Origin of the sequence: Nocardia veterana NBRC 100344, from assembly GCF_000308855.1 — a bacterium.
Classification (GTDB): Bacteria; Actinomycetota; Actinomycetes; order Mycobacteriales; family Mycobacteriaceae; genus Nocardia; species Nocardia veterana.
In genome coordinates this window covers 1-24,853 of the sequence record NZ_BAGM01000066.1, presented here as the reverse complement: position 1 = coordinate 24,853, position 24,853 = coordinate 1, and the positions used below count along the sequence as shown (strand labels likewise).

Below are 24,853 nucleotides of genomic sequence, written 5' to 3'. Positions count from 1 at the left end.
AAGAGGCTTCGAAAGCCGCCCGGCCGGTCATCCGTAACCGGACTGCCGACCAGGGTAGCAGGAAGGCGCCGATCTCTCCGGTGATCTTGTACCTCGCCGACGCGGATCGGCACCCGTCGGCGAAACACCTCTTGAGCGGGCCGATCCCTCCCGGGTCCACCGAATTGTCGGTGGTCTGTGTTTGCATACCGGCATGACGAGCACCGATCTGCTGGTGGACGCCTTCGGGCGGATCAAAGAGAACGTGCACGGCGCGGTCGCCGGGCTGACCCAGGAGGAGCTGGGCGCCCGCCTCGACCCGGGCGCCAATTCCATCGCCTGGTTGATCTGGCATCTCACCCGCGTGCAGGACGATCACATCGCCGATGTCGCCGGGACCGAACAACTGTGGACCTCCGCCGGCTGGGCGCGGCGATTCGATCTGCCCTTCGACGACGCCGCCACCGGATACGGCGACGGTTCGGACGAGGTCGCGGCGCTCGGTGGGGTCGCAGCGGACCTGCTGCTGGGCTATCACGACGCCGTGCACGACCGCACCGTCGACTACGTCCGCGGGCTCACCGACACCGATCTGCCGCGGATCGTCGATACCCGCTGGGATCCGCCGGTCACGCTCGGGGTGCGGCTGATCAGTGTGATCGACGACGATATCCAGCACTCCGGACAGGCCGCGTTCATTCGCGGAGTGCTGTTGCGGCGCCGCTAGATTCCCCGTCCGGTTCGCCGGCGCAGCGTCACCGGTAGCGCTGAGGGGGAGAGCACGAAGTCCCGATTCGAGGCGCGCACGGTATACCTCGGGTCGGGGACCGGCTGCCAGCGGGTGAGGAGAGCCGCCGCGGCGAGCGTGATCTCCAGCAGCGCGAAATGGTCGCCCAGACAGCGGCGTCGTCCGACACCGAAGGAGAGATTGGCGTGCTTGTCGATCTCGGCGATCCGTTCGGGGGACCAGCGATCCGGGTCGAACGCCTCGGGATTCGGGAAGTATCGGCGGTCGTGCTGGATCAGATAGGGACTGAACATGATGGCGGTGCCGTCGGGGATGGTGAGCCCGCCGACCTGCACCGGACCGGCGGCATTTCCCGCGCTGATCCACGGCCCCCAGAACCGAAGTGTTTCCGAGACAACCTGTTTCAGATAGGCGAGCTCGCCGAGGTGTTCCGCTCGCACCGGTCCCGGCCCGACCACGGCGTCGAGTTCGTCGCGGATCCGCTCGCCCACGGCGGGCCGGCGCATCACCTCGTGCCACAGCCACCCGGTCAGCGAGGCCATCGAGCCGACGCCGCCGGCCAGCATCAGAATGGCCTCGTCGATGATGTGCTCGTCGGACAGGCGTTCCCCGGTCTCCGGATCCGTATGGCGAATCAGCGCCGACACCACATCGTTGAAATCCTCGTCGCGGCGGCGGTATTCGGTGATCGCGGCGCCGATCGCGGCACGCAGGTGCCGCGCCTTGTACTCCCAACGCCGGTTCGCGATCCACCGCAGCCGGCGCAGCTGCGGTGGCAGCGCGGTGCGCAGGATGACCTGACCGAGCAGCCAGGGCACGTTGTCGCGGATCCGGCGGCGGGCGGTTTCGCTGAAATCGGCGGTGAACAGGGTCGAGGACACGGTGTCGAGAACGAGTCCGTGGGCCTGTTCCATCAGATCGACTCGCACGCCGGACGGCAGTGCGGCCGACCAGTTCTCGGCCAGGCGCGCCGCCGTGACCGTATAGTCGGCGAGCCGGCTCTGGCGTAGGGCGGGCGCGATCATCCGGCGGCGCAGTTTGTGTTCGGCACCGCGCAACACGTTGACCGAACCACCCGCGACATCGGCGATCGCCTCTCGGAGATCGTCGCGATTCAATTCGGCCTCCCCGAGGCCGACCGCACGCACCAGCTCCGGAGTGGTCAGCACATAACCGGTCTTGCGGCCGAAGCGGATGCGCACGATCGGGCCCAAGTCGGCCAGGGAGGTCACGAAACCGGGTGCGTCCCGCAGGGCGCGCAGACTGTGTCCGATCACCGGCAGCGCGCCCGGCGCCGTGGGCACGTCGCGCAGGTGCGCCGGCACCGGCGGCGGCGCCTCGGGTTCGATATCGGCGCGGGCCTGCCGGTACACCTCCACGACCGCATCGATACGCTCGGACTGCCGTACGGAAACCCGGTGCCGGGCCATTTCCGTGCGCAGCCCGGTCAGCACGGATCGATCCGCGTCGAGGGCGTCGAGGGTGTCCGCGATCGCCGCCGGTGTCGGATCGGCGGTGCAAAGCCCGGCTCCCGGCGGCACCGATTCCGCGAGATCGGGATCGCAGTACACCACCGGCAGTCCGGCCGCGACCGCTTCGAGCAGCACCATGCCCTGGGTGTCGAAGCCGCACGACGGAAAGAGCAGGACGTCCGCGTCCGCCATGGCCTCGATGCAGCGCCGTTGTGATACCCGGCCGTGCAGGGTGATCCGATCCCGCAGGCCGGCGGCGGCGACCCTGGTCGCGGCGCGATCGGACAGGTCGCCCTCGCCGTAGATCTCGAGGGTGCACCGCGCGGTACGCCCCACTGCCTCGATCGATTCGAGGAGCCGCTTCTCGGCCGACAACCGGCCACACCAGATCACCCGCAGCGCGGCGGTCTCGTCGGCTCGGCGGGGTGCGGCGGGTCCGTGGGAGGCGCCCGGTGCGGCGAACAACGCGTCGTCGACACCGTTGGAAACGATCCGCACGGGCCGGGTCGAGCCGTGTGCGTGGAGCAGGTCCGCGAAATGCCGGGTCGGCGCGATCACGCGGTCGGCGGCCGTCGCCTGAGCGACGATGGTATGCCAGGCATGCCGCGCCGCACGGCTTTCCGGCCGGCGCGGCATCCGCTTCGGCGGAGTAACGAAGCAGCCGTGCAGGATTCGCAACGCCACCGCCGACAGGTAGGGCATCGCGGCGGTGTGCTCGATGAACGCGTCGTCTCGGCTCTGCGCGGTGTGTACCAGTGGAAGGCGGTGCCGCCGTGCGGCTTTCATCCCGGCGATGGCCACGCCGTAGGTGGTGTGGGTATGGACCACGTCGATCGGACCGCGAGCGGCGAACGCGCCGTCGATCAACGCCGCGTTGCGGGCGGTGGGCAGCACCATCGGAAAGCCGTTCACCACCGCACCGGCCAGCGGAACGAGTTCGATCACATCCGGGTCCGGGTCCGGCGCGGCACCGCCCGCCGGTGCCGCGAACAGCGTGACCCGGTGCCCGGCGTTTTCGAGCCCGCGCCGCAACGCCGCGACCGCGGACTGGACCCCGCCCAGTGTGGTGGGGTGATAGTCCGTGAACATGGCGACGTGCAGGCCCGGCACGTTACCCACGGGACGGGTTGATCGAGAGTCCATATCGTCCCCATCGGGTTTTTCGGCCGAAAGTGTTGCGCTCGGCGGAAAAGTGGAGATAACTCGGCATGACCTTCCCGGGACCGACCGACCGGCCGACGGGGGTGAGGCCGTGAGGATCGCGATTCCGCTCACCGGCACCCGCGGCGATGTCCAACCGGTGCTGGCGCTGGGCCTGGAGTTGCGGCGCCGGGGCCACGACGTGGTGCTCGGCGTGCCGCCGAATCTGGTCGATTTCGCCGGCTCGGCCGGTCTGCCCGCCCGTGCCTGCGGACCCGATGTACAGCGGCTCTACAGTTCGCGGGCCGGCCAGCGCGCCCTCGCCACGGGCAATACGCTGCGGTTGATGCAGCTCGTCGCCCGGCAGATGGCCGACTACGCCGATCGGATGAATCGGGAGGTGATCGAGGTCTGCGCGGGCGCGGAGCTGATCGTGGCGAGTACGGTCACCGAGGATCGGGCGGTATCGGTGGCCGAGGCGATGGATGTTCCGCTGGTCAGCCTGCACTACTTTCCGGCCCGCGCCAATGCCGCCTATCCGTTTCCCGGCGTCCTGCCGTCGCACTGGGCGCCGCCGGGGCCGGTCAATCGGGCGACCTGGGCGATCGCGGAGAATCTGCGCCGGATCGTGTTCATGCGCTACCTCGACGATCTGCGCGCCCAGCTGGGGCTGGCGAGGTCGCGGGCGAGTATCGCGGCGGTGCTGGCTCGGCGCGCGGTGCCCGAGGTGCAGATCTACGATCCGGCGCTGGTCCCCGGCCTGCCCGCGCAGTGGGACGGTCGCCGTCCCTTCACCGGATTCCTCACCCTGGACGCGGACACCCGTCGCGCGATCGGTGAACTCGGCGACGAGCACGCCGACATCCTGGCCTGGATCGAGGACGGCGATCCGCCCGTGTTCTTCGGATTCGGCAGTATGCCGATCGCCGATCCCGCGGCGGTGCTCGCGATGGTGCGCGAGGTGGCGCGCCGGCTGCGGGTGCGAGCGCTGGTCAGCGCCGGTTGGAGCGGAATGGGAAACCCTGGCGCGCAGGGGGATTCGCAGGTCGCGGTCGTCGGTCCCTTCGCTCACGACCTGGTGTTCCCGCGCTGCGCGGCGGCCGTCCATCACGGGGGTGTCGGCACCCTGTTCGAGAGCCTGCGGGCGGGTCTCCCGACGTTGGTCTGCTCGGTCTCGTTCGACCAGCCGATGTGGGGCGGGCAGGTGCGGCGCCTCGGGCTCGGCGGGCATCTGCGTTTCACCCGGTTGACCACCGACCGACTGCTGCGGGAGGTCGCGGCGCTGTTGGACTCCGGGCACCGCGATCGCACCGCCCGGTTCGCGGCCCGCCTACGCACCGAGGGCGCGGCCGCCCACGCCGCCGATATCGTCGAGGCGGCCGCCCGGTGAGGACGGTCGTCGCCGACTCCGCGGTCATGTTCCGACGCTGCGCGCGGCATACGTTGCGCAGCCCGGACACGCTGATCATCTCGCTGCTGATGCCGATTCTGGTGATGCTGTTGTTCACCTACGTCTTCGGCGGCGCGATCGACGTGGGCGGTTCCTATCTGGATTACGTGGTGCCGGGAATCATGCTGCTGTGCACCGGCTTCGGCGCGTCCATCACCGCGACGGCGGTATCGGCGGATATGACGAAGGGCAGTATCGACCGGTTCCGGACCCTGCCGATGGTCCGGCAGGCGATGCTCGCCGGACATGTCGGTGAGGGCGTGGTCCGCAATCTCGCCGCCATCGCGATAGCCGTCGTCGTCGCGGTCCTGCTCGGCTATCGGCCGCGGGCGGATACGGTGGCCTGGCTGGGGGTGGTTGCGGTGATCGCCGCATTCGTGCTGGCGATCTCGTGGATCGCGGTCGCCCTCGGGCTGGCCGCGAAGAATCCCGAGGCGGCCGGCGGCATGACCTACGCGATCATGTTCGTCCCCTATATCAGCAGTGCGTTCGTGCAGCCCGCCACCATGCCGGGCTGGTTACGCGGTTTCGCCGAGTATCAACCGGCCACTCCGGTGGTCGATACGGTGCGCGGACTGATGAACGCGACGGGTACGGGTGGACATGCGGTAGCGGCGCTGTCCTGGTGTGCGGGGCTCGCGCTGCTCGGATTCGGTGCGGCGAGCGCGATATTCGGCCGGCTCGCGCGGAGTTAGCGTCCGGCCCCGGCCGATGTCCGGGGCGGGGCGGTGAGGTCGAGTTGCACGCCGGCGGTGGCATCCAGGGCCGCCATGCACATCCGGATCACCTCGTCGCGCGAAATGCGTTGGTGGGTCAGCCATTCGATGGCGACCTCGCGAACGAAGGCGATCCAGCCGGTCAAGGCCGCACCGGCCACCTCGCGCGGGTGGCCGGCGGCGCCGCAGGCGTCGAGAACCCGTTCGCACAGCGCGTTCAAGTCGGCGGTGACCGGTCCGCGCACCGCCGGGTCGGTGGCGAGTGCGCTGCGGTTGGCGATCAGAACCAGCGCGATATGGTCGCGATAGAAGTCCAGGTGTGCCACCAGCGCGCGATAGACGCAGGTGCGGACCGGCTCGTCGGCGATCATCCGTACGTCGGCGAGGAGCCGATCGTGGGCTCGTTTCCAGATGGCGGCGAAGAATTCGCCCTTGGTCGGAAAGTAGTGGTACACCAGCGCGCGGGAGGCGCCTGCCTGTGCGGCGATGTCCTCCATCGCGATCTCGTCGTAGGCGCGTTCGCCGAATATTCGCGCGCCCACGTCCATCAATTCGTCGCGGCGCTGCTCGGGGGTGAGGCGGCGTCGGCTGGGCATCTGCCCATCGTAGGCATCGAACGGTTGACCCGGCGATGGTCGCCGCCTACCGTAATCCTTATTCAACAACCGTCTAATAGGGGTCGGTATGCGACGAACGCTCCAGATATGGCTGATCGTCTTCGGCACGGTGTGCGTGGGAATCGCGGTGGCGCACGCGTTCTTCGGCACCGCGAGCATCATCGGCGGGGGAGCGGTCAACGCGACCATCGATTCGGATATGCGCTTCTATGCGGTGCTGTTCGGGGCCTACGGGCTGGTTGTGGTGTGGTGCGCGCGGAACGTGGAGCGAAAGGGTGCGGCGATCAATCTGCTCGGCGCGGTCTTCTTCGTCGGCGGCCTGGCCCGGTTACTCGCCTGGGCGGCGACGGGCGAACCCAACTGGTTCTACGTTCTGATGACGCCGGTGGAGTTGGTACTCCCGATCCTGAACTATCTGCTGGTCCGAGCCGTGTGTCGGGACGGCGCCGACGCCGACGGCGAGGAGGTGGCGGCGTCTTTGCGGCAGCGGCAGGTCGGATAGCTCCCGCGCAACGTCGTCGGGCGGTTCCGGTGAGCAGCCGCGGTGCGGTGTGGCTCAGCGCGCGGTGCGGTTGTCTCCGGCCAGGCGGCCGCGCCGGATCAGGGCGCGTTTGGCGCCCGGCGGCACCGGTGGTAGTGGCGCCTCCGAATCGGGTTCCGGCTCAGCGGGATTCGGGCGAACGAAGAGTGTGACCGAGGTGGCGGGGGAGAACCCGCTGCGGGTCATGAGCGTCGCCGAAGCCGTATTGCTCTGCTCGACATCGGTGACGATGCGCCGCGCGCCCCGCGCGAACAACGCCTCCGAGCAGATGTCGACGAGCCGCCGCGCGACACCACGACCCTGCATATCCGGCGCCACCGCGATCCATTCCAGATACCCCCAGTCGTCCCGCAATTCGAATTCCATCGAGCCGAGGACGAATCCCACCACCCGATCCGAATCCAACGCCACCCAGCACGCGTTGTCGGCCGAGTCCAGATGCTCGGCCACGGAGGTCAGCGACCACGAGGTGTAGGGCTTGACGCTGGTGTCGAACACCGCGTGCCCCAGATCGAGCACTTGCCGCAAATGGCCCAGCCCCATCGGCACGATCACCACATCGCCATCCATTCGCCCAGTTTGCCAGAGGTGTGCGGAGCGAGATCGGCGCGCGGGGCGCGTCGCGCCGCGCAGGCACGACGCGCCCCCCGGTTGCGGTCGGAATGCCGGCCCTGGGAATCAGGGCAGCGGGACCCAGTTGCCGAAGAACCAGAAACCGTGCCCTGCCGGCCGGCTGTCCTGGTCGTGGTGGTCCGGGCCCGGGGTGTTCTGTGGGCGCGGATCGTGTTGCTGCTGTCGGCCGGGTTCGTTCGGCTGCTGCGGGCCGGGATCGGCGGCGGCGATACCGGCTCCCAGGCCGACGAGGCCGGCCGTGAGCGCGCCGGCGGCGGTGAGCTTCACCAGTTTCGACTTGATTCCCATGAATTTCCTTACTGTGCTTCGAACACGAAAAGTGTTCTCGGACTTGGGGTATCGCCGGGTGTCGGCGACCCGTTCACTGTCGCGCGCCGATCTGGGCGGGCAATTGGTGTGGTTTAGGTGTGCGCTGTGAATCAGCCGTCGGTCCGGTCCGGGCCGCCGTCCGACGACGGGGCGAAGCCCGGTCCGCCCGGCATCCCGTCGGCACGGCCCGGTCCATCGCCGCGTCCGCCCGACCGGCCGGAGTGGGTTCCGCTGGTGATCGCCGTGGCGGTGGCGGTGCCGTTGGCCTCGGTGCGCTGAATGCGTACGACGTCACCTACTTTCACCGCCGAGCGACGGGTGCTGTCGGTGATCGTGTAGGTCTGGGAGAAGTTGTCGGCGCTCTGTGCGGTGATCGAGGTATCCGAGACCGCGGTCACCGTACCGGCCTGGGTGATCTCGGTGGTGAAGCCGCCGTTGCCGTCGGAGATCACGAACACCCCGTGCAGTCCCGCCTCCGCCGCGCCGCCCGGCCCGGCGGCGTTATGCCCGCCCCAGCTCATCCCCGGTCCACCGGGGCCACCCGGCCCACCGTGCTCGTTCCCGCCGGAATGCGTGGCCGCGTAGACGACACCACCGCCCGCCGTGGCGATGACCGCGGCGATTCCGACCGCGGCCAGCGACTTCTTCGTCGACCAGGTGGCGGGCGACGCGGTCTGCCGTGCGCCCCAGGTAGGTTCGGCCGCATCCGGCGAGCGCGGGTCGTTCGCCGGTGGTCGCGGGGTCGGCTCGGTCATCGTGTACTCCTTCGTTCGTCGACCGCGGGCGCGGGGCTTTGCCGCGCTCGCGTTGCTCGGTCAACCCTGCGCGGCGAACCTGGGTATGCGCTGTGGAGTGGATCGGTAGCCGCTGTGGCGCAGCAGTCGCCGCGCTCACAGCCGACGCCCAGCTACGCCACAGCCACCCCCGAGCGCGCCGTTGGTAGGAGACATAGAGTTCGACGATGTTGGAGCGGCCGCCGAAGTCGTAGCTCCAGACCCGGTCGAGGATCTGAGCCTTGCTCAGTACGCGACGCGGATTCCGCGTGAAATACCGCAGCAGCTCGAATTCGGTGGAGGTCGAGGTGATCGGCTCACCGGCGCGCGTGACCTCGTGGCTGTCCTCGTCGAGCATGAGGTCGCCGACCACGATCTGCACGTCGTTGTCGACGGTGGTGAAGCCGGTGCGGCGCAGCAGCGCGCGGCCGCAACCGGGAGATTCGCCGCCCTCACAGCCGGCCCACAGCGAAGCCCCAGGTGGCAACCACCTCGGTCGATAACGATCGACATATGACGACGACTGTGCTCGATCAGCCTTCGGCCACCGCCACCGCGCCGGCCGGCGCAGGGGCGGCGCGCCCGCGGTGGCGGCGGCTGTCCGTGGTGGTGCTGCTCGCGGCCACCGGGCTGCTGTATGTGTGGGACCTCGGGGCGAGCGGTTGGGCCAACGAGTTCTACGCGGCGGCCGTGCAGGCCGGATCGCAGAGCTGGAAGGCGATGCTGTTCGGATCCAGCGATGCCGCGAACGCGATCACCGTTGACAAGACACCCGGCGCCCTGTGGGTCATGGACATCTCGGCGCGGCTGTTCGGATTCAACTCGTGGAGTCTGCTCGTACCACAGGCACTGGAGGGTGTGGCCGCGGTCGCCGTCCTCTATGCCGCGGTGCGGCGGGTGGCGGGCCACTGGACCGGGATTCTTGCCGGTGCGATATCGGCGCTCACCCCGGCGGCGGCATTGATGTTCCGTTTCGACAATCCGGATGCGCTGCTCGTACTCCTGCTGACCGTGGCCGCCTACAGTGTGTTGCGGGCGATCGAAAAGGACAGTGCCGCATGGTGGTTGCCGCTCACGGGGGTGGCGGTCGGCTTCGGGTTTCTGGCGAAGATGATGCAGGCCTTCATCGTCGTGCCGATCTTCGCCGGAGTGTATCTGCTTGCCGCGCAAGCCACCTGGCGTCGGCGGCTCATCCGCTCCGGTGCGGCCGTCTGCGCGGTGGTGGTATCCGCGGGCTGGTATCCGGCCGTGGTGGCGGTGTGGCCGGCCTCGTCGCGGCCGTACATCGGCGGCTCCCAGCACAACAGCGTGTTCGAATTGGCGTTGGGTTACAACGGTTTCGGAAGGCTCACCGGCGACGAGGTGGGTGGCCTGGGCAATATGAACCACGACGTCGGCTGGGCGCGGCTGTTCGGCGCGGAGATGGGCGGCCAGATCGCGTGGCTGATCCCCGCCGCGCTGATCCTCGGCGGGACCGGGTTGTGGCTCACGCGCCACGCCCCGCGCACCGATCCGGTCCGGGCGTCACTGCTGCTGTGGCTGGGCTGGCTGCTGCTCACCGGCGGGATCTTCAGCTTCGCGAGCGGCATCCTGCATCCCTACTACACAGTCGCGCTCGCTCCGGCGATCGCCGGCAGTGTGGCGGTCGGTGTCTGGCAATTGTGGTTGCGGCGCAACGACCTTCGCGCGACCGCCGTGCTGTCCGGCACGCTGGTGGTGACGACCGTCCTGGCCTGTCTCCTGCTCGCGCGGACCAGCGATTGGAACCCGTGGTTGCGGCCGGTGGTGGCCGTGGCGGGGGTGGGGGCGGCGGTGTTGCTGCTGGTCGTCTCCCGGTTGCCCCGCGCACTCGGTGCGGCAGTGGTCGCCGTCGGGCTGGCCGCCGGACTGGTGGGACCCACCGCCTACGCGGTGGCGACCGCGTCGACTCCGCACACCGGGGCGATCCCGTCCGCCGGGCCGTCCAGCGGGCACTTCGGCGGGATGCCGCCGGCTGGTACGCCCGGCGGTCAGGCCACGACGAGCGGTGCGGCTGCGCATGCCGGCCGACCGATGGGCGGGCTCCTCGGCGGTATCACCGTCCGCTCGAATCTGTCTGCGGCACTGAGCGACAACGCCGGCGCCTACACCTGGGTAGCGGCCGCGGTCGGCTCCAACAGCGCCGCTGCCTACCAACTGGCGACCGGCGACCCGGTCATGGCCGTCGGCGGTTTCAACGGCACCGACCCGTTCCCGACCCTCGTACAGTTCCAGCAGTACGTGGCCCAGCACAAGATCCACTACTTCGTGGGCGGTGCCGGCATGGGCGGCATGCGCGGCGCCTCCAGCGGTGGCAGCCATGCCGCTTCCGACATCGCCGCCTGGGTAGCCGACAACTTCCCCGCCCGGACGATCGACGGAGTGACGATGTATGACCTGACCGCACCCGCCGAGTAGGGATCGGACCGCGTACTGACACGGCTGCGCTCGGCCGAACTGTTCTACGATGCTCGCGCTGCGGCAGGTTTGACACAGACGGAACTTGCATGCCGCATGGGGACCACGCAGCCGACCATCGCCCAGTACCGGCTATCAGTCTCTGCGATCAGTGAATGGCTAGACCTTGACCAGCTTGTCGAACCGGTGGATGAAGTCGGCGGCCTCGTCACTGCCGACGCGCTCCGCAACCTGTCGCGTGGGTTTCAGCTCGGCCACCAACCGCCGCGACTTGACCGTGTTCTCGAGCAGACTGAGCGCCGACAGCCCTTCTGTCACTGCCATCGAATGATCACCGAGCCGCGCCAGGCTCGATGCGTAGTAGGCCCGGTACGACGCTTCGTCCCGCGGCTGTGTGGTCGCGCCGACCGACGACCGATAGAAGTCCACCGCCTTGTCATGCTGTCCGAGGCATGTGCGCGCTTGGGCGGTGATCGACTGGATTTCGGCCGGCGTCACGAAGCTCAACCAGATCGGGTCCTCGGCGTCATCGAATCCGCGGTCGACTTCACGCAGCGCGCGGTTAATCGCCTGCTCCGATTCCCGAGCGTCGCCTACCGCTGCGTACGCGACAGCTTCTCGTGCCGCGTGCAGCGCATGGAGACGAGTGGATCGGATCGGCCGAATGGCATCGCTGATCCGGAGACTGAGCTGAAGTGCTTCGCGCATGGATCCAACGCGCCATGCCTGGTGCCGGAGGTCGTCCATAACGTTGCTCCACAGGAACATGTCGCCGGACCGTTCGGCCAGGATCAGTGCCTCGGTGAAGCACTGCCGCGCGGTCTTCTGATCGCCTGAGTCGAACGCGAGCCAGCCTGTGCAGTCCACAAGGCTGCCGGCTGCGCGGGCCAGCTCCCGGCCCGTGGCCGCATCGTAGGTGCCGTGGTCGAGCAGCTGGCGTGCGATCGCCGACTGCTTCAGTGCCGCCTCGACCAGGCCGCCCGAACCGAACTCCGAGTCGTGCGCCCAGAACTGGTCGGCCACGTCGTTGATGTACTGGACATGGTTGGTGCCCACCGTTTGGCTCGTTCCCGCCGCTGATGCGGAGGCGGCGGCCGGGAAGCCAGTGGCCGACGCAACTGCGGCACCGAATAAGGTCAGCCCAAATTGTCTGCGGTCCACGTCAGCTCCTTCATCGCCGTCGGTACCTTCGATACTGCCGATCTCCGCTGTTCCGAGCAACAGCGGAACCAGCGAGCGGCGAGGAACGCCGAGGGTGTCTGCGACCCTGATCAGCTCGCGAACATCGAAAAGGGTACCGACTTCCTCCCGCTCCACACGGCCTGTGTGACTGCGATCCCAGTGCAGTAATACCCCGAACTCGGCCTGCGAAAGCTGGTGCGCGCGACGGATCAACGCGAATGCCTGCCCCGGCCGGTGCGCGGCCAGGAGACGTTGGAACTCGGTTGTCTCCCAGACCAGCCCTGAATCTTCGTCGCTCACGGCCACCCCTCCGACCGGACCTGAATTGTGTTGTAACGCAACAGTAGGCCGTCGCGGACTCGAAAACGCTGTCAACGGCAGATATTGCGCAGCTTCGCCTGCTCACTCGCGGGCGTCGCAAAGGCTCCGCCGCGGCGCGACCCTTCTTGATAGGCCCCGCCGCCGGATCGAACCGGAACCCCTTTCGTTCGCCGACCCAACCCACAGCGCAGCCGGATCGACGGACGAACGGAACTTCGGCGGCGGGTGCCGTCCACACACGAGATGGGAGGACAGACAATGGTTTCCGCTGAACCGAATCACCAGCCCACCGCGATCGGCCTTGTGCGCGCGACAATCTCCGGATCCCATGCGCCGCGGCATGCGATGGAGGTCCAGTGTCACGCAGAACGGCTCGGCTACCTTCATCTCTACACAGTGCGGCCGCCGGCAGACGCCACCGATCCGGTCGGGTACGCGCTCGGGCCGGCGGCAAGCCTGAATGTCGACGCGGTGGTCGTCTACGACTTGGAGACCGTCGGTAACAGCCCGAGCCGGGTGTGCGAGATGTTCGACCTCGAAACGGTCTGTCCCCCATCGACCTGGGCGGCGACGATGCCAGGCTTCACCGACCCGGAACACTCACACCCGGAGCAGCCGCTCACCGTCGCCGCAGCGCAACAGATCATGCAGCAGCACCTGAATTGCCGCGCAGTCGAATGCCCCCGCAAGGCGAGCGCGTACAGCTGCCTGGTCCGCGAGGGCAAGATCGTTCCGCCGGTGGACAGCCCGCGCGAACGGGCAATTGCTCGCGGGATGCGGTTCCGGTCGCGGCGGACCAACGATGCTCCGCTACCGGATGGGGTGAACCTCGAGACCTTGCTCGACGTCTTGAGCGGGCTGGCCGACTACGCCTCGGTCGGGAAACAGTAGCGAGCCGCCATGAGCTTCGCCGAACCCACTGGAGCTCAACCTGAATCGCCGCTGCCGCACGAACCGGACGTCGGGCTCTGCGTGCTCATCACCGTCCCGAATATGCATGAGCTGAAGTTCGTCGCGTGCATGCCGGCCGCGGTCCGGTTCGCATTGCATCGGGTCACCGACTACCCAGCGGTCTCGGTGACGTTCGAGGCGCCGGACCCGCAGCGCCGGCGGCTGCCCTGTGAACGGCTGTGGGCGCTTCCGTGAGCGATATCTGGGTCTTCGGCGCGACCGTGCTCGGCGTTCTGGTGATCGTTGCCGGCGCAGTGTGGTGCTGGCCGACCCGGATCCCGAAAGGGCGCTCCGTTGACGAGAACCGCCAGCGTATCGAAGACGAGGAAGGCCGAACATGACAGTGAGGCGGGATAGTCTGACCAGCAGCAGCCTACCGACGAGGGGAGCCGGACATGAGCGACGCCGAGCAGATGGGTTTCGACATCGAATTCGACGAAAAGACCCAAGCCTTCCTGGATTGGGTCGCACCCGAGCGCATGGAATCGCAGATCCGAGCCTTTCTCGCCACCACCGTTCCCGGCATCGCCGAATACGACGATCCCTGGTGGAAGTCGCCATTGACGTTGCGGATCCTCGAGTCTGCCAGAGAGTTTTTCGGCGACCGGGATGGATTCTTGTCGCCGGAAAAGCGAGACGCGGCAGATCAATTCGTTCGATTCTATGGCGAGTGCTTCGTCCGCCGCGCCGGCATGACGTGGGGCAACTACCCCAAATACAGTGGCGCGCCGCTGTATACCGACTTCAGTCCCGCTGTGCACGACGGCAACGGCGCTGAAGTGTGCAGCATGGTTTCGATGACAGATTATCTGTTCCTCGAGACCGATGGCCCCGGCATGGCGAATTATGCAATCACGTCGGCCGCCCGCGATATGCGCAAAGCTTCTCGCATTACATAACACTTACTCCGGATTTTGATCGGGGGGGTCGGCTTTGCCCGACGAATACGATGCTGTTCGGCGCAATCTAACCAATCACGAACGCGGATTGTACTTCGAGCTCGGTCGTGCACATATGCGCGGTGAAACGCCGGAAAAAGGCTGGGTCAAACAATTCCGGATCGAGACGGGACACCGCTCGCGGGTCATCGACAATGCACGCACCGACGGGCGTGGCGTGGAGGCCAGAGAACGCAAATCCGGTCGCCTCCCTGAACGCGAGACACGTGAGCAGTTGCTCAAAGAGAGGGCAGCGCTCGAGTCCGGCCAGATAACGCGCAGCGTGTGGGAGACGGTGGAGGGTGAGAAGATCCCTCGGTCCGTCGCCGACGACATGCGGGCAATGGCTCGCGATTTCAAGGACCGGTTCGAGCATCAGGTCATCTCCAGGGCCGACGCTGCCCGCGCCATAGAGCTGGGCCGATCCCTGGTCGCCAGACAAGGTGAACTGGTTCGAGCCTACGAACTGGAGCGTGCCGATCGGGCACGCAAACGTCTTCAGAACATTCGAGAGATCGTCCGGAAGCGTGAACTCGAACGGCAAAAGCAGCAAGAACGCGCCGACCGTCTCCGGCGCGCACAAGAGCGCCTGCCGAAGGTCCGTGAAGCTGCCGAGCGGCTGCGGCAGAGTCAGGAAAGGAAGCGGCGTGAACGAGTGGAAGGAGAAGCTGCAGAGCGGGTTGCACGCGAATTCGGGGACATCATGAAAGGCATCAAGCGCGAAGAGCGTGCCGCCCGGGAGGCACGTGAAGCACGCGAAGCGCGCGCGATCGCAGAATTGAACGCATTGAGCGGCTACGCAGAGCAGGTGCAACAGGCACGCGAGGCTGCCGACGCCGCGGACCAAGCTCGCCAGCAGGAAGCCGCCAAGGCTGAAGAACGGGCGAGACAGGAGGGAGAGCGAGAGGAACGTGAGCGGAAACAGCGGGAGCGGGACGCAGCCGACGCGCAAACTCGAGCGAGGCTCCCGCCCGACGTGGCGGACCTACTGATCAAGAGCCGCCCAACGCCGGGTTTGGAACACCTGCACCGGCAGCCGCCAGCCCCGGGGAAGACCCGCGGTGGCCGAGACGAACGAGTACGAATGCGGGCGGAACGCGGACGTGGGGGCCGAGAACACCGGTAACCCATCTCGACCGCTGTCCCGTCGCCGACCGAGTCGGCCAGATCTTCCGCTGACCACTGCCACGGGAGGCGGTGCGGACTGTTGTGACCCACGGCGGTCTCGGACTGTTCTTACGTTCGCTCACCGGCCTGGACACCACCGCAGCCACGGCCGCGTTCGAGGAATTCCATGCCGGCCGTACCCTCACCGCCAGCCAACTGCACTTCCTGAAGCTGCTCACCACCTATATCGCCAAGAACGGAGTGATCGAGGTCGGCGCCCGCTACGAAGCCCCGTTCAACGCCGTGGCGCCGACCGGGCCGGAAGATATCTTCTCCGAAGACGATGTGGATCGAATTGTGGCAGCGGTGAAGAACATTCGCACGACGGCCGTGCCCGATGCGGCGGAGTCGGCAGCGGCGAACGGATAAGTACCCGATTGAACTCGGTGGGGCACGACAACGCCGGGTTCGGTTCGAACGGCATGCCGGTGCCGCTGTTTCCTTCTCACTGTCGGCGCACAGGTTCGGCAAAGATCGGGACCAGGGACCGTTCATCGCGCACTCCACCCGCACCCTCGTCGAAGCCGTCAAGCCCTGATCGGCCCGCATCCGCGCCTGGCCGCAGTCGATCGGCGCGGCCGAACGGCGCGCTGCGGAACGGGTTTCGCGAGCCTGGCAGGATGATCGGCTCCGAAAAGAATTGAGCTGCGGTGCGGTACGCGCAGTTCCATACTTCGTCGGTGGCGAATATCGCGAGTACCTTCGTGCGGATGGATCTGCGGGATCCGGCCGATGTCCTCCTCGAGCGCGAGGTCCTGGAGGAGATTCTCGGTCCACCAGGCACGTACCACGTTCCGGTGTGGTCGCGTCAGGACGGCGGAACACTCGACCTGCAATTCGGGGTCAGGTGGGGTGGCGAAGGTGTGGCCGATCGAATCTGGAACACATTTCGCGGGCGCGTCACGTCGGTGTGGGTGCGCTGGTACAACGACGGGGGCGAGTTCGACGACATCGAGCACCGGCCGATGGCCCCGTGGCCGCTGCGGAGCAATGTGTACTGCTACCGCGGTGGAACCTGGATTCGGCGGTGCCGCTACGCCTACGACGGCATTCGGGTGACGTGGAGAACCGTCCCCGGCGCTGCCGCCGCCACGCTCGGGGGCTGGCGCTGGCATCGAGACGGTGCGGCACACATCGCGGCGGCCGCCGGTGACTATCTGGCCGGAAACGACTGGTGCGACCTGCTCGACGACCCCACGCTGGCGACGCCCACGACCCCGACGCGCGGTATCGGGCCGTACGAGGGCGATTTCGAGTACGAGCCGTTCCGCTGGTGGCGAGCGGCTCAGCTACCCGCCGCGCTGAGCGACAGCGATCTGTCCCTCATCCTGTGCGCTGCCACCCGGCTGGAACTCACGTGGCACGGCAGGGCGGTGATGGTGATGGCTCGAGACGATGCGGGAGCCTGGCGCTTCTTCAGTCTCGACGACTGGGACAACTGCGCCGACCCCGCCTATCTGTTCGAGCGGCTTCCGGCTGAGCCCGACGGATCCGCGAGTGCCGACGAAAACCTGCCGCCCAGCTGACCGATCGAGCGTGTGGCCGTCACCGTCCGGTAATGGGCGAGCAGATCGAACCATTCGGCGAGGGACCCGCCCGAGAGGTGGAAGGCGGCATCGTCGGCGGGATCGTAGACCGGCCCGATCACACGGGTTTTCGCCGGCTCGGTCAGCCAGGTTCGCACCTCGTCCGGACCGGGGAGGCGCAGATCCAGCAGGTACGCGTCGAGACTCGTGCTACCGAGCACGGCTTCGGCGAAGTCGGCGGGTGGCGGCGGGAATACGTGGGAGGTCGATCCGTGGTCGAAGGTCAGGCCGACCGAGACGTATCCGGCGCCGTAATGCCGGCGGAGATGACCGCCTGCGCTGCGGTGGGTGACCCGTTCGTCGCCGAGCAGGACGGTACGCGTCTCGGCCGCGACCGTATGTGCCATGCCACCCCAGTAGACGATCTTGTGTCCGGTGCGGTCGTGCCAGCGGATCACGTTGTCGGCCAACATTTCCTCGATCACACCCAGATCGCCTGATCGAACCGTCACCTCCCGATGTGGCTCCGGATGAGCGATTCGCACGGGATCGTCGGGGTGCTCCCGGTTGTATCCGCGCAACCAGGTCACGGTGTCGAGCAACTCCTCGATTCGCCAGAACGGGCGTGCCGCGGCCAGCAGTGTGCGCGGGTCACCGATTCCGGTGCGCACGTAGGCGTCGAGGGCGGCACTGGCCGCATCGTCACCTTCGACGACCAGGCTGCGGAAACCCATGTGCACCACCAGGAAACGCACCATCCGATGGGCAAAGACGGACAGCTCGTGCGCATCGCGGGTCGAGGCGCCCAGCGCGACGACACGTGCCGCCCCCACCATCTCGCGCAGTGCGGCGGGCCCGATGAGCGGATCCGGCGCAGCGGAAGTCAGCGCATGTGCGTGCTGCTCGATCCAGTGCGTCACCGGCGTCGTCGATGTGGTCATGCATCAACGGTCGTACCCCAACCGAGGTTCAGGTCAAGGGGGTGTGAGCCGAGTCATGGGTCGGCGTCCCGCCGCCGCACAGTGGGCTCACAGTTTCGTACCGGCCGCCTCCGCGCGGGCCTGATCCTGCGGGGCGGCCGGCTGCTGGTCACCGGCGTTGGTCTGCAGCCGAGCACGGAGTGAGCGCATTCGGTGTGAGCGCCGAAAGACCGGGTCCGGACGCCGGCATCGCGCCGCCGTCCGGACCCGGTCGCGACCGTCAGCCGCAGTGCACGTTGAAGTCCTGCCACAGGTCGTCCTGAATGCGGCCGCCCCAGTCGATGCACTTGCCCTCGGCTTCGACCTTGGCGTAGGCGAAGTCACTGAACTTGCGATCGTCGTTGATCACCACCGCGGAGTGGTCCTTCGACTGCCGCACCGCGGCGCCCATCGAAATCGGCTCACCCGGCTTGTCCCGCACCGTGACCACACAGTTGGTGCGGCCGTCATAGGTCAGAAAGACCGTGCCGCCCTTCAGTTCATGCTTGTCGATCACGGAGAAGCCGTTCCCGCACTGGCCCTGATAGGCCGCCGCGGACGCGGTGGCGGGTAGCAGCACCGAGGCTCCGGCCGTGATTCCGAGAGCGGCCGCGCACACGGCGATCGATTTGGTGACGTTGAGCAATGTGACTCGTTTCTCTGCTGTCCTGACATCGAGCGTTCTGTTGGTTACCCGAACGCCCGGTGCCCGAACCGGGAGACATGTCACTCGGCCGAACGACGCTCCTCAGTTGCTCTCGCCCTCGTGGGTGTGCTGCTCGTAGGGCTGGTTCATGGTGTGCTGGAACTTGATCGCGGAGGCGATGCCGACCGGGATGCCGAGGAGGGCGGCGCCGATGATGGCGCCCATGCCGCCCAGAACACCTGCTCCGGCGAGGCAGCCGGCGATGAGGGTGAGTCCGGCGGCGTCGAGGACGGGCGCGCCGACCACCGCGCCCGCGACCGCGCCGACACCGCAGCCGACCGCGAGGCCGATGAGGCCGCCGGCCATCGTGCCGACCGAGGTGGCCAGGCCGAATTCGTTGATGGCGGCCTGAATCGCCGCATCGAACCGTTCGGTCTGCGGGTCACCGTCGATGTTCTCCAGGTGCAGTTCCGGCGTCGCCGCGTGTGCCGCCGCGCGCACCTCCGGCGCGGCATGGGTGGCGGCCAAGGCCTTCGGCTCGACCGCGAATTCGGGGACGCCCGCGACCGTGGCGCCGGAAGCGTCGCGCACCTGGAATTGCCCGCCGGCGGTGACGAGGGTGGCGGTGCCGGTCTCGATGACCACGGACTGATCGGCAGTGGAGCTGGTGTACTGCACGCCCGGCATGATCTCGGTGCTCAGGATGTGGTCTGCGGCCGTCGTGGGCGCAGCCGAGGCGACAGCCGAACCGGCGCCCAACGCGCCCACCACTGTCATCGCCGTGACGGTCATGCGGGTGATCTTGTTCATGGATCCCTGTTCCGTTCTGTGTTCTGTGCAGCCCTCGATGGGAGCGGAGACAGACATTAACGGAAATGATTTCCATTTTCCATTCGGGTCACCGAACGTCCGCAGCGCAACGGCCCCCACTGTCGCGCAGTGGGGGTGGATGCCGAAGTTCGTTGTCAGGCGGACCTGTTCCGCTCGGGTGCGCGGTGCAGGGCCGGGAGGAGATAGGTCCGCAGATGGTGGCCGACGGCGACCGGGTCGTCCGGATCGATGGTGTCGCCGGGGACGGTGCCCAGGCTGATCAGGATGCGGGCGACCCATTCCGCGACCTCGGCCAGGTTGTGAGCAGGGTGGATTTCCCCACGCTCGGCGGCCTGGTCGACGTAGGGGCGCCAGAAGGCGGCCAGCGCGGGCACCAGGGCGGCGACTCCCGCGCCCGCGCAGGCCGCGAATTCCTCCGGTTCGGTCGATCGCAGCCGCATGAGCAGCGCGCCGGGATCGTCGTAGGCGCCGCGGCCGATGCGCACGCCGACGATGAGCTGATCGGCGAAGGTGTCCATGCGGTCGAGTTCGGCGCGGGCATCGTTCCACCAGGTGTCGGTCAGCCGCACGATCGCGGCGCCGATCAGTGCCGGCTTGTCCGGGAAATGCCGGTACAGCCAGGCGCGCGAGACGCCGGCCTCCTCGGCCACCTCCATCATCGTCGTGGCGCGGATACCCTTGGCCGCCAACAGTTTCTGCGTGGCCGCCAACAGCCGGTCGGTCACCGTCGTGGTTGTCGTCTCACTCATCCGCCACCCCTTTCGCCGCGCACCCGCACCCGGTTCGCCGACCGGTTTCGCCGAAAACCCTAGCAATGTGTGGACAGATCTGAGAATGTGTCTACTAGTAGACACTATTCGAAATCTGTCTACGCACCGTTCGGTGTGAAAGGAGTGGTGATGTATCAACCGCGTACCGCGGTCATCGGCGCCGGGATCAGCGGGTTGACCGCCGGCAAGATGCTCGGCGACTACGGGGTGCCGTATGTGTGCTTCGAAACCTCGGATCGCGTCGGTGGCAACTGGGCCTTCGGCAATCCGAACGGGCACAGCAGCGCCTACCGCTCCCTGCACATCGACACGTCGAAACATCAACTGTCGTTCCGGGACTTTCCGATGCCGGAGCATTTTCCGGATTTCCCGCACCACACCCAGATCAAGCAGTATCTCGACGACTACTGCGAGGCCTTCGACCTGTACCGCCGCATCGAGTTCGAGAACGGCGTCGAACACGCGCGCCGGCTGCCGGGCGGTGGCTGGGAGTTGCGCACACAGCGCGGCGAATTGCGGAAGTTCGATCTGCTGGTGGTCGCCAACGGCCACCACTGGGATCCGCGCTATCCGAATTTTCCCGGTGAATTCACCGGCCGCACCATGCACGCCCACCACTACATCGACCCGCGCACCCCGATGGACTTCTCCGACCAGCGCATCCTGGTGGTCGGGCTCGGCAACAGCGCCGCCGATATCGCGGTCGAACTGTCGTCGAAAGCTCTGGGTAACACCGTGACTCTGTCCACCCGCTCGGGCGCGTGGATCGTGCCGAAATACATCGCCGGCAAGCCGGCCGACAAGTATTTCCGCACCAGTCCGTACATTCCGTACTCCTGGCAGCGCAAGGTCGCGCAGTGGGGACAACCGCTGACGGCCGGTCGCCCCGAGAATTACGGCTTGCCCAAGCCCAATCACAAGTTCTTCGAGGCGCACCCGACCCAGTCGGTGGAACTACCGCTGCGGCTGGGATCCGGGGACGTGGTTCCGAAGCCGAATATCGAGCGCTTCGACGGCGCCACAGTGCATTTCGTGGACGGCACCGCCGACGATTTCGACATCATCATCTACGCCACCGGTTACAACATCACCTTTCCGTTCTTCGACCCGGAGTTCATCAGCGCTCCGGACAACAAGATCGACCTGTACAAGCGGATGTTCCTGCCCGGCATGGAAGATCTGATCTTCGCCGGCTTCGCCCAGTCGACTCCGACCCTGTTTCCCTTCGTGGAATGCCAGGCCCGCCTGATCGGGGCGTACGCGGTCGGCCGCTACCGCTTGCCGTCGATCGAGGAGATGCGCCGCGTGATCGTCGCCGAACAACAGCACTACACCGGCCATATGGTGCCCAGCGCCCGGCACACCCAGCAGGTCGACTACTTCCTCTACGAGCACGATATGCGGGTGCGGGAGCTTCCGGCCGGTGCGCAGCGGGCCCGTATCTCCGGTCCGCCGCCGTGGGCCCGGGTGGCGGAGACCGATCGACCGGTGGGAGTGGCGCAGTGACGTATCGGCAGGTCGAGTTCCGCTCCGACGGAACCACTTGTGACGCATGGTTTTTCCCGGGTCCCGAGTCGAGCCCATTCGACGGCTCCGACGGGCGGCCGGTGGTCGTGATGGCGCACGGCTTCGGCGGCACCAAGGACTCCGGACTGGAACCGTTCGCCGCGCGCCTCAGTGCCGCCGGCGTGGCGGTATTCGCCTTCGATTACCGGGGTTTCGGCGCGTCGGCGGGTGCGCCGCGGCAGCGTGTGTCGATGACCATGCAGGCGCAGGACTACCGGGCCGCCCTGGCCGCCGCCGCGCAGCAGCCCGGTGTCGATCCGAATCGTCTGGTGGCCTGGGGTATTTCGCTGTCCGGCGGGCATGCGTTGACCGTCGCCGCGGATCGGCGCGACATCTGCGCGGTGATCGCGGTCGTGCCCCTGGTGAACGGGTTGGCCGCGGGCCGAACGGCTTTCGCGCAGGTGGGCGGTGTCGCCATCGCCAAGTCCACGGTGTCGAGTGTGCGCAGCGCCCTGGCGGGCCGGTTCGGCGGCAAGCGTGTGATGATGCCGCTGGTCGGTAGGCCCGGAGAGCATGCCGCGCTGACCGCCGAGGGGTATTACGAGGCCTACACGGCCCTCGCCGGCCCCACGTGGCGGAACGAGGTCGATGCCGCGATCGGCATCGAATTGGGTGGTTACCGGGCCGACAAGCGTGCCGCGCGGATCGGCGCACCGGTGCTGATGCAGATCGCCGACTTCGATCGCGCCGCGCCGCCGCATGCGGCCGCGAAGGCCGGATTCGCCGCCCGTGCGGAGATCCGCCACTATCCCGGCGACCATTTCGATCTCTTCGCCGGCCACGACTGGTTCGACGCGGCCGTCGACCACCAGGTGCATTTCCTGACCCGCCACCTCCTCGGTGCACCCGCCCCGGCCGCCGGCCGAGCGGACGGAGTACGCCGATGACGCGGGCCGCCCTGGTGATCGGCGGCGGCTCGGGCATCGGCCGCGCGAGCGCCCATGCGCTGGCCCGGGACGGTTTCCGGATCGTCGTCGGGGATGTGAATCTCGAGGCGGCCCGCGCGGTCGCCGCCGAGCTCGGCGACAGCGCGACCGCATTCGCGCTCGACGTCACCGACGAGAACTCGGTGGCCGCCGGATTCGAGCAGTCCGGTGCCCTGCACGCGGTGGTGAACTGCGCCGGCCTGTCGATGCCGGGGCCGATCACGGAACTCGAACTGGCGCACTGGCAGACGACCGTCGATGTCTGCCTCACGGGGTCGTTCCTGGCGATCAAATACGCCGGACGCCATCTGGTCGACGGCGGTTCCATCACCTGTATCGCCTCGCTCAACGGTCGCCAACCCGGAACCGGGATGGCCGGCTACTGCGCCGCGAAGGCCGGTGTGCTGATGCTCGTGGAGGTCGCCGCCCTGGAATTGGCCGAACGCCGGATCCGGGTCAACGCCATCAGTCCGGGACTGGTCGACACGCCGCTGGTGGCGGGTATCGCCTTCGTGCCGGGCCTCACCGAGGAGTATCTGGAGAACACGCCACTGGGTCGCAGCGGCCGTCCGGAAGAGGTTGCGGAGATGGTGGCCTTCCTGGCTTCCGATCATGCCACCTGGATGACCGGCGCGACCATCGATCTCAACGGCGGCGCGCACCTGAAGCGCTATCCCGACGTGCTCGCCCGGGTGCGAGCGATGCAGTCCGGCTAACGGCCGGAGTGCGGATACGTGTGCTGATGCAGGCGGTGGAGCAGCGCCTGCATCAGCCCGGCGTCGAAGGCCGCGGTCAGCGTGCCCTCGGTGAAGCGGTCCGCGCGAACCAGCAGGGTCAGGTACTGCAGACAGTGCTGGGCGGAGCAGGCCGCGAGTGCTGCCCGGTCCCGCCGCTGCACGACCGTTCGGCCCGCTTCCCAAGTGCCCCAGGGGAAATGCGACAGCAACAGGTGCCGGTCGACCAGAAAGCGGACGACCTCGTCGACGAGCGGATCCTTGCGTGTCCACGGCGGGCACGGCGTGCCGTCGGGATTGCGGGTGACGAGTTCGCCGAAGGAGCCCCGGTGTTTGTCGACGCGCCGGATCAGCTCGGTCAGCGTGCCGCGGTCGTGTGCGGTCAGCCGGGCGAGGGCGGCCTCGGCCGATTCGATCGTCATGGGGTTGGCCTGCGTCACGATCCGACACCTCCACTATCTGAAATCTGAGCATTTCATATCATGGGGTGGGGATGTGCGCCGCCGTACCTCGGTCCGCGCTCAGTGGGATGGGGGTGTCTGCCGGTCGGTGCGACGGAAGACCGGCAGTGAAGCCGGATCGCCGACGAAGTCGAAAGCCGAACTGCGCGTGTCGACTTCGCCGTCGGTCGCCAGCGAGACCGGTGGCCCGTCCACCCGCACCCGCAGCTTGTCCGCGCGACGATGGACGTAGGTGGGGGAGTCGCCCAGGGTTCCGGTGATCGAGGCCCAGATCAGTCGCAGCCGGGAGAATCGGCGATCTGCACGCAGGTACCTGATATCCAATCCGGCACCGTGCAGATCCGTTCGGGCCGTGGGTACCTGATCACCCGGCCGATAGGTGCCGTTGCCTACGAACAACATCCAGACCGCCGCCGGTTCGCCGTCGATGGTGGTTCGCAGCGGCTGTGCGCGGATCAGGACGCAGAGCATCGCGACGGCCGCCGCGGGCCATTTGCCGATTCGATGCTCCCAGCGCTCCCGCAGGCGCACGAAGTCCGGGTAGCCGCCGAGACTGGCGGTGTTGACCACCGTGCGTTCGCTACCGTCGTCCACTCGCACCCGGGCGGTATCCGCGAGCGCGACCTCGCCGGCGTGGAGCGCGACGACGGTGGCCGCGATATCGTCGGCGCCGATGTCGCGGGCGAAATGGTTGAGCGTCCCGCCGGGTAGTACGGCCAGCGGAAGGCCGTGCCGCACAGCGGCTTCCGCGACGGCGGAGACGGTACCGTCGCCGCCGAGCACACCCAGCGCACGGACGGCTCCCGCGCGCACGCGGGCGTCGATCTCGTGGTCGAGGTCGACGTCGTCGGACAGCTCCAGCACCGTTGCCGCCGGGAGCCGGGTGCGGACGTCGGCGAGCAACTCGGCGCCGCCGCCGCTGCCGGACTGCGGATTCGCCACCAGCAGCAACCCGTCGCCACCGAGTAGCGGGGGCACGCGTTCGGCCGGACCGACGAGGGCCGGTTCGTCCGCCCGCACGGCCCACCAGCGCCGGGTGCCGACCGCCACCACGGCCCCCA

The 24,853-nt window shown here is 67.8% G+C and carries 27 protein-coding genes and 1 pseudogene; 15 read left to right on the top strand and 13 right to left on the bottom strand.

The window, feature by feature from the left end:
• Positions 1 to 193 precede the first annotated feature (193 nt).
• Entirely contained in the window at positions 194 to 706 is a 513-nt protein-coding gene (locus ON37_RS11330) for a mycothiol transferase (protein WP_040718966.1), read from the top strand.
• On the opposite strand, the gene ON37_RS31715 is transcribed toward ON37_RS11330, so the two are convergent.
• Complete coding sequence (locus ON37_RS31715) at positions 703 to 3,318, bottom strand: cytochrome P450 (RefSeq protein WP_245553159.1); 2,616 nt, start codon at positions 3,316 to 3,318, stop codon at positions 703 to 705. The genes ON37_RS11330 and ON37_RS31715 overlap by 4 nt on opposite strands.
• 133 nt (positions 3,319 to 3,451) lie before the next feature.
• Here ON37_RS31715 and ON37_RS11320 point away from each other — a divergent pair, with 133 nt between their 5' ends.
• The gene (locus tag ON37_RS11320; protein ID WP_040718963.1) at positions 3,452 to 4,729 is read left to right on the top strand and encodes a glycosyltransferase; all 1,278 of its coding nucleotides are present in this window, start codon (positions 3,452 to 3,454) and stop codon (positions 4,727 to 4,729) included.
• 26 nt (positions 4,730 to 4,755) lie between these two features.
• Positions 4,756 to 5,484, top strand: coding sequence for an ABC transporter permease (locus tag ON37_RS11315; protein WP_040718989.1), 729 nt, complete (start codon positions 4,756 to 4,758; stop codon positions 5,482 to 5,484).
• Here ON37_RS11315 and ON37_RS11310 read toward each other — a convergent pair.
• Complete coding sequence (locus ON37_RS11310) at positions 5,481 to 6,101, bottom strand: TetR/AcrR family transcriptional regulator (protein WP_040718962.1); 621 nt, start codon at positions 6,099 to 6,101, stop codon at positions 5,481 to 5,483. The two genes, ON37_RS11315 and ON37_RS11310, sit on opposite strands and share 4 nt — an antisense overlap.
• 88 nt (positions 6,102 to 6,189) lie before the next feature.
• On the opposite strand from ON37_RS11310, the gene ON37_RS11305 reads away from it, so the two are divergent.
• Positions 6,190 to 6,624, top strand: coding sequence for a DUF4345 domain-containing protein (locus tag ON37_RS11305; RefSeq protein WP_040718961.1), 435 nt, complete (start codon positions 6,190 to 6,192; stop codon positions 6,622 to 6,624).
• A 54-nt stretch (positions 6,625 to 6,678) separates the two neighbouring features.
• Here ON37_RS11305 and ON37_RS11300 read toward each other — a convergent pair whose 3' ends face one another.
• From ON37_RS11300 to ON37_RS11285, 4 genes and pseudogenes are all read right to left on the bottom strand, one after another.
• Positions 6,679 to 7,233: a GNAT family N-acetyltransferase gene (locus ON37_RS11300; protein ID WP_040718960.1), complete on the bottom strand. Its 555-nt coding sequence runs from the start codon at positions 7,231 to 7,233 to the stop codon at positions 6,679 to 6,681.
• Positions 7,234 to 7,341: 108 nt separating this feature from the next.
• Positions 7,342 to 7,584: a hypothetical protein gene (locus ON37_RS11295; protein WP_051031469.1), complete on the bottom strand. Its 243-nt coding sequence runs from the start codon at positions 7,582 to 7,584 to the stop codon at positions 7,342 to 7,344.
• Between the two features lie 131 nt (positions 7,585 to 7,715).
• Positions 7,716 to 8,360, bottom strand: coding sequence for a hypothetical protein (locus tag ON37_RS33455; RefSeq protein ID WP_083892902.1), 645 nt, complete (start codon positions 8,358 to 8,360; stop codon positions 7,716 to 7,718).
• Between the two features lie 175 nt (positions 8,361 to 8,535).
• Positions 8,536 to 8,805, bottom strand: a pseudogene (locus tag ON37_RS11285) (winged helix-turn-helix domain-containing protein); the annotation flags it as partial.
• 86 nt (positions 8,806 to 8,891) lie between these two features.
• On the opposite strand from ON37_RS11285, the gene ON37_RS11280 reads away from it, so the two are divergent.
• Positions 8,892 to 10,814, top strand: coding sequence for a glycosyltransferase family 39 protein (locus tag ON37_RS11280; protein WP_040718959.1), 1,923 nt, complete (start codon positions 8,892 to 8,894; stop codon positions 10,812 to 10,814).
• 159 nt (positions 10,815 to 10,973) lie between these two features.
• Here ON37_RS11280 and ON37_RS30915 read toward each other — a convergent pair whose 3' ends face one another.
• The gene (locus ON37_RS30915) at positions 10,974 to 12,296 is read right to left on the bottom strand and encodes an NsdA family TPR-like regulatory protein (RefSeq protein WP_157171425.1); all 1,323 of its coding nucleotides are present in this window, start codon (positions 12,294 to 12,296) and stop codon (positions 10,974 to 10,976) included.
• A gap of 417 nt (positions 12,297 to 12,713) precedes the next feature.
• Between ON37_RS30915 and ON37_RS11270 the strand changes: the two genes are divergently transcribed.
• The 7 genes from ON37_RS11270 (at position 12,714) to ON37_RS11245 (ending at position 16,899) form a co-directional block, all read left to right on the top strand.
• Positions 12,714 to 13,208, top strand: a complete 495-nt coding sequence (locus ON37_RS11270) for a hypothetical protein (protein WP_157171424.1) — start codon at positions 12,714 to 12,716, stop codon at positions 13,206 to 13,208.
• Between the two features lie 9 nt (positions 13,209 to 13,217).
• Positions 13,218 to 13,463, top strand: coding sequence for a hypothetical protein (locus ON37_RS11265; protein ID WP_040718957.1), 246 nt, complete (start codon positions 13,218 to 13,220; stop codon positions 13,461 to 13,463).
• Positions 13,460 to 13,609 (top strand): hypothetical protein, encoded by a 150-nt coding sequence (locus ON37_RS32890; protein WP_157171423.1) that lies wholly within the window; start codon positions 13,460 to 13,462, stop codon positions 13,607 to 13,609. The genes ON37_RS11265 and ON37_RS32890 overlap by 4 nt, the downstream gene beginning before the upstream one ends.
• A gap of 54 nt (positions 13,610 to 13,663) precedes the next feature.
• A complete protein-coding gene (locus ON37_RS11260) occupies positions 13,664 to 14,167 on the top strand; it encodes a hypothetical protein (protein ID WP_040718956.1) in 504 nt (167 codons plus the stop codon).
• 34 nt (positions 14,168 to 14,201) lie between these two features.
• Complete coding sequence (locus tag ON37_RS32885) at positions 14,202 to 15,332, top strand: hypothetical protein (protein WP_157171422.1); 1,131 nt, start codon at positions 14,202 to 14,204, stop codon at positions 15,330 to 15,332.
• A gap of 71 nt (positions 15,333 to 15,403) precedes the next feature.
• Positions 15,404 to 15,742 (top strand): type I restriction-modification enzyme R subunit C-terminal domain-containing protein, encoded by a 339-nt coding sequence (locus tag ON37_RS11250; RefSeq protein ID WP_157171421.1) that lies wholly within the window; start codon positions 15,404 to 15,406, stop codon positions 15,740 to 15,742.
• 311 nt (positions 15,743 to 16,053) lie between these two features.
• Positions 16,054 to 16,899, top strand: coding sequence for a hypothetical protein (locus ON37_RS11245; RefSeq protein ID WP_157171420.1), 846 nt, complete (start codon positions 16,054 to 16,056; stop codon positions 16,897 to 16,899).
• On the opposite strand, the gene ON37_RS11240 is transcribed toward ON37_RS11245, so the two are convergent.
• From ON37_RS11240 to ON37_RS11225, 4 genes are all read right to left on the bottom strand, one after another.
• Complete coding sequence (locus tag ON37_RS11240; protein WP_083892900.1) at positions 16,827 to 17,840, bottom strand: erythromycin esterase family protein; 1,014 nt, start codon at positions 17,838 to 17,840, stop codon at positions 16,827 to 16,829. The two genes, ON37_RS11245 and ON37_RS11240, sit on opposite strands and share 73 nt — an antisense overlap.
• 259 nt (positions 17,841 to 18,099) lie before the next feature.
• Entirely contained in the window at positions 18,100 to 18,504 is a 405-nt protein-coding gene (locus tag ON37_RS11235; protein ID WP_051031465.1) for a hypothetical protein, read from the bottom strand.
• Between the two features lie 102 nt (positions 18,505 to 18,606).
• Positions 18,607 to 19,314: a DUF8020 domain-containing protein gene (locus ON37_RS30905; protein WP_051031464.1), complete on the bottom strand. Its 708-nt coding sequence runs from the start codon at positions 19,312 to 19,314 to the stop codon at positions 18,607 to 18,609.
• Positions 19,315 to 19,469: 155 nt separating this feature from the next.
• Complete coding sequence (locus ON37_RS11225) at positions 19,470 to 20,084, bottom strand: TetR/AcrR family transcriptional regulator (protein ID WP_040718948.1); 615 nt, start codon at positions 20,082 to 20,084, stop codon at positions 19,470 to 19,472.
• A 150-nt stretch (positions 20,085 to 20,234) separates the two neighbouring features.
• Between ON37_RS11225 and ON37_RS11220 the strand changes: the two genes are divergently transcribed.
• The 3 genes from ON37_RS11220 to ON37_RS11210 are packed head-to-tail and all read left to right on the top strand — an operon-like array spanning position 20,235 to position 23,313.
• Positions 20,235 to 21,611 (top strand): flavin-containing monooxygenase, encoded by a 1,377-nt coding sequence (locus tag ON37_RS11220; protein ID WP_040718977.1) that lies wholly within the window; start codon positions 20,235 to 20,237, stop codon positions 21,609 to 21,611.
• Positions 21,608 to 22,558, top strand: coding sequence for an alpha/beta hydrolase (locus ON37_RS11215; protein WP_040718946.1), 951 nt, complete (start codon positions 21,608 to 21,610; stop codon positions 22,556 to 22,558). The genes ON37_RS11220 and ON37_RS11215 overlap by 4 nt, the downstream gene beginning before the upstream one ends.
• Positions 22,555 to 23,313, top strand: a complete 759-nt coding sequence (locus ON37_RS11210; protein ID WP_174362097.1) for an SDR family NAD(P)-dependent oxidoreductase — start codon at positions 22,555 to 22,557, stop codon at positions 23,311 to 23,313. Before ON37_RS11215 ends, ON37_RS11210 begins: the two co-directional genes overlap by 4 nt.
• Here ON37_RS11210 and ON37_RS11205 read toward each other — a convergent pair.
• Both ON37_RS11205 and ON37_RS11200 read right to left on the bottom strand, forming a co-directional pair.
• On the bottom strand, positions 23,310 to 23,771 hold the full coding sequence (locus tag ON37_RS11205) for a DUF6508 domain-containing protein (protein WP_157171419.1): 462 nt from the start codon (positions 23,769 to 23,771) through the stop codon (positions 23,310 to 23,312). The genes ON37_RS11210 and ON37_RS11205 overlap by 4 nt on opposite strands.
• Positions 23,772 to 23,852: 81 nt before the next feature.
• Positions 23,853 to 24,853, bottom strand: a 1,001-nt coding sequence (locus ON37_RS11200) for a diacylglycerol/lipid kinase family protein (RefSeq protein ID WP_040718944.1), incomplete at its 5' end; no start/stop codon positions are given.

Bases quoted from the DNA above. Each gene is read 5' to 3' on its own strand.
- ON37_RS11305 (WP_040718961.1), top strand. From the start codon at position 6,190: ATGCGACGAACGCTCCAGATATGGCTGATCGTCTTCGGCACGGTGTGC.
- ON37_RS30905 (WP_051031464.1), bottom strand. From the start codon at position 19,314: ATGAACAAGATCACCCGCATGACCGTCACGGCGATGACAGTGGTGGGC.
- ON37_RS11330 (WP_040718966.1), top strand. From the start codon at position 194: ATGACGAGCACCGATCTGCTGGTGGACGCCTTCGGGCGGATCAAAGAG.
- ON37_RS11220 (WP_040718977.1), top strand. From the start codon at position 20,235: ATGTATCAACCGCGTACCGCGGTCATCGGCGCCGGGATCAGCGGGTTG.
- ON37_RS11295 (WP_051031469.1), bottom strand. From the start codon at position 7,584: ATGGGAATCAAGTCGAAACTGGTGAAGCTCACCGCCGCCGGCGCGCTC.
- ON37_RS11280 (WP_040718959.1), top strand. From the start codon at position 8,892: ATGACGACGACTGTGCTCGATCAGCCTTCGGCCACCGCCACCGCGCCG.
- ON37_RS11300 (WP_040718960.1), bottom strand. From the start codon at position 7,233: ATGGATGGCGATGTGGTGATCGTGCCGATGGGGCTGGGCCATTTGCGG.
- ON37_RS11310 (WP_040718962.1), bottom strand. From the start codon at position 6,101: ATGCCCAGCCGACGCCGCCTCACCCCCGAGCAGCGCCGCGACGAATTG.
- ON37_RS11210 (WP_174362097.1), top strand. From the start codon at position 22,555: ATGACGCGGGCCGCCCTGGTGATCGGCGGCGGCTCGGGCATCGGCCGC.
- ON37_RS11225 (WP_040718948.1), bottom strand. From the start codon at position 20,084: ATGAGTGAGACGACAACCACGACGGTGACCGACCGGCTGTTGGCGGCC.
- ON37_RS11260 (WP_040718956.1), top strand. From the start codon at position 13,664: ATGAGCGACGCCGAGCAGATGGGTTTCGACATCGAATTCGACGAAAAG.
- ON37_RS33455 (WP_083892902.1), bottom strand. From the start codon at position 8,360: ATGACCGAGCCGACCCCGCGACCACCGGCGAACGACCCGCGCTCGCCG.
- ON37_RS11265 (WP_040718957.1), top strand. From the start codon at position 13,218: ATGAGCTTCGCCGAACCCACTGGAGCTCAACCTGAATCGCCGCTGCCG.
- ON37_RS11240 (WP_083892900.1), bottom strand. From the start codon at position 17,840: ATGACCACATCGACGACGCCGGTGACGCACTGGATCGAGCAGCACGCA.
- ON37_RS11315 (WP_040718989.1), top strand. From the start codon at position 4,756: ATGTTCCGACGCTGCGCGCGGCATACGTTGCGCAGCCCGGACACGCTG.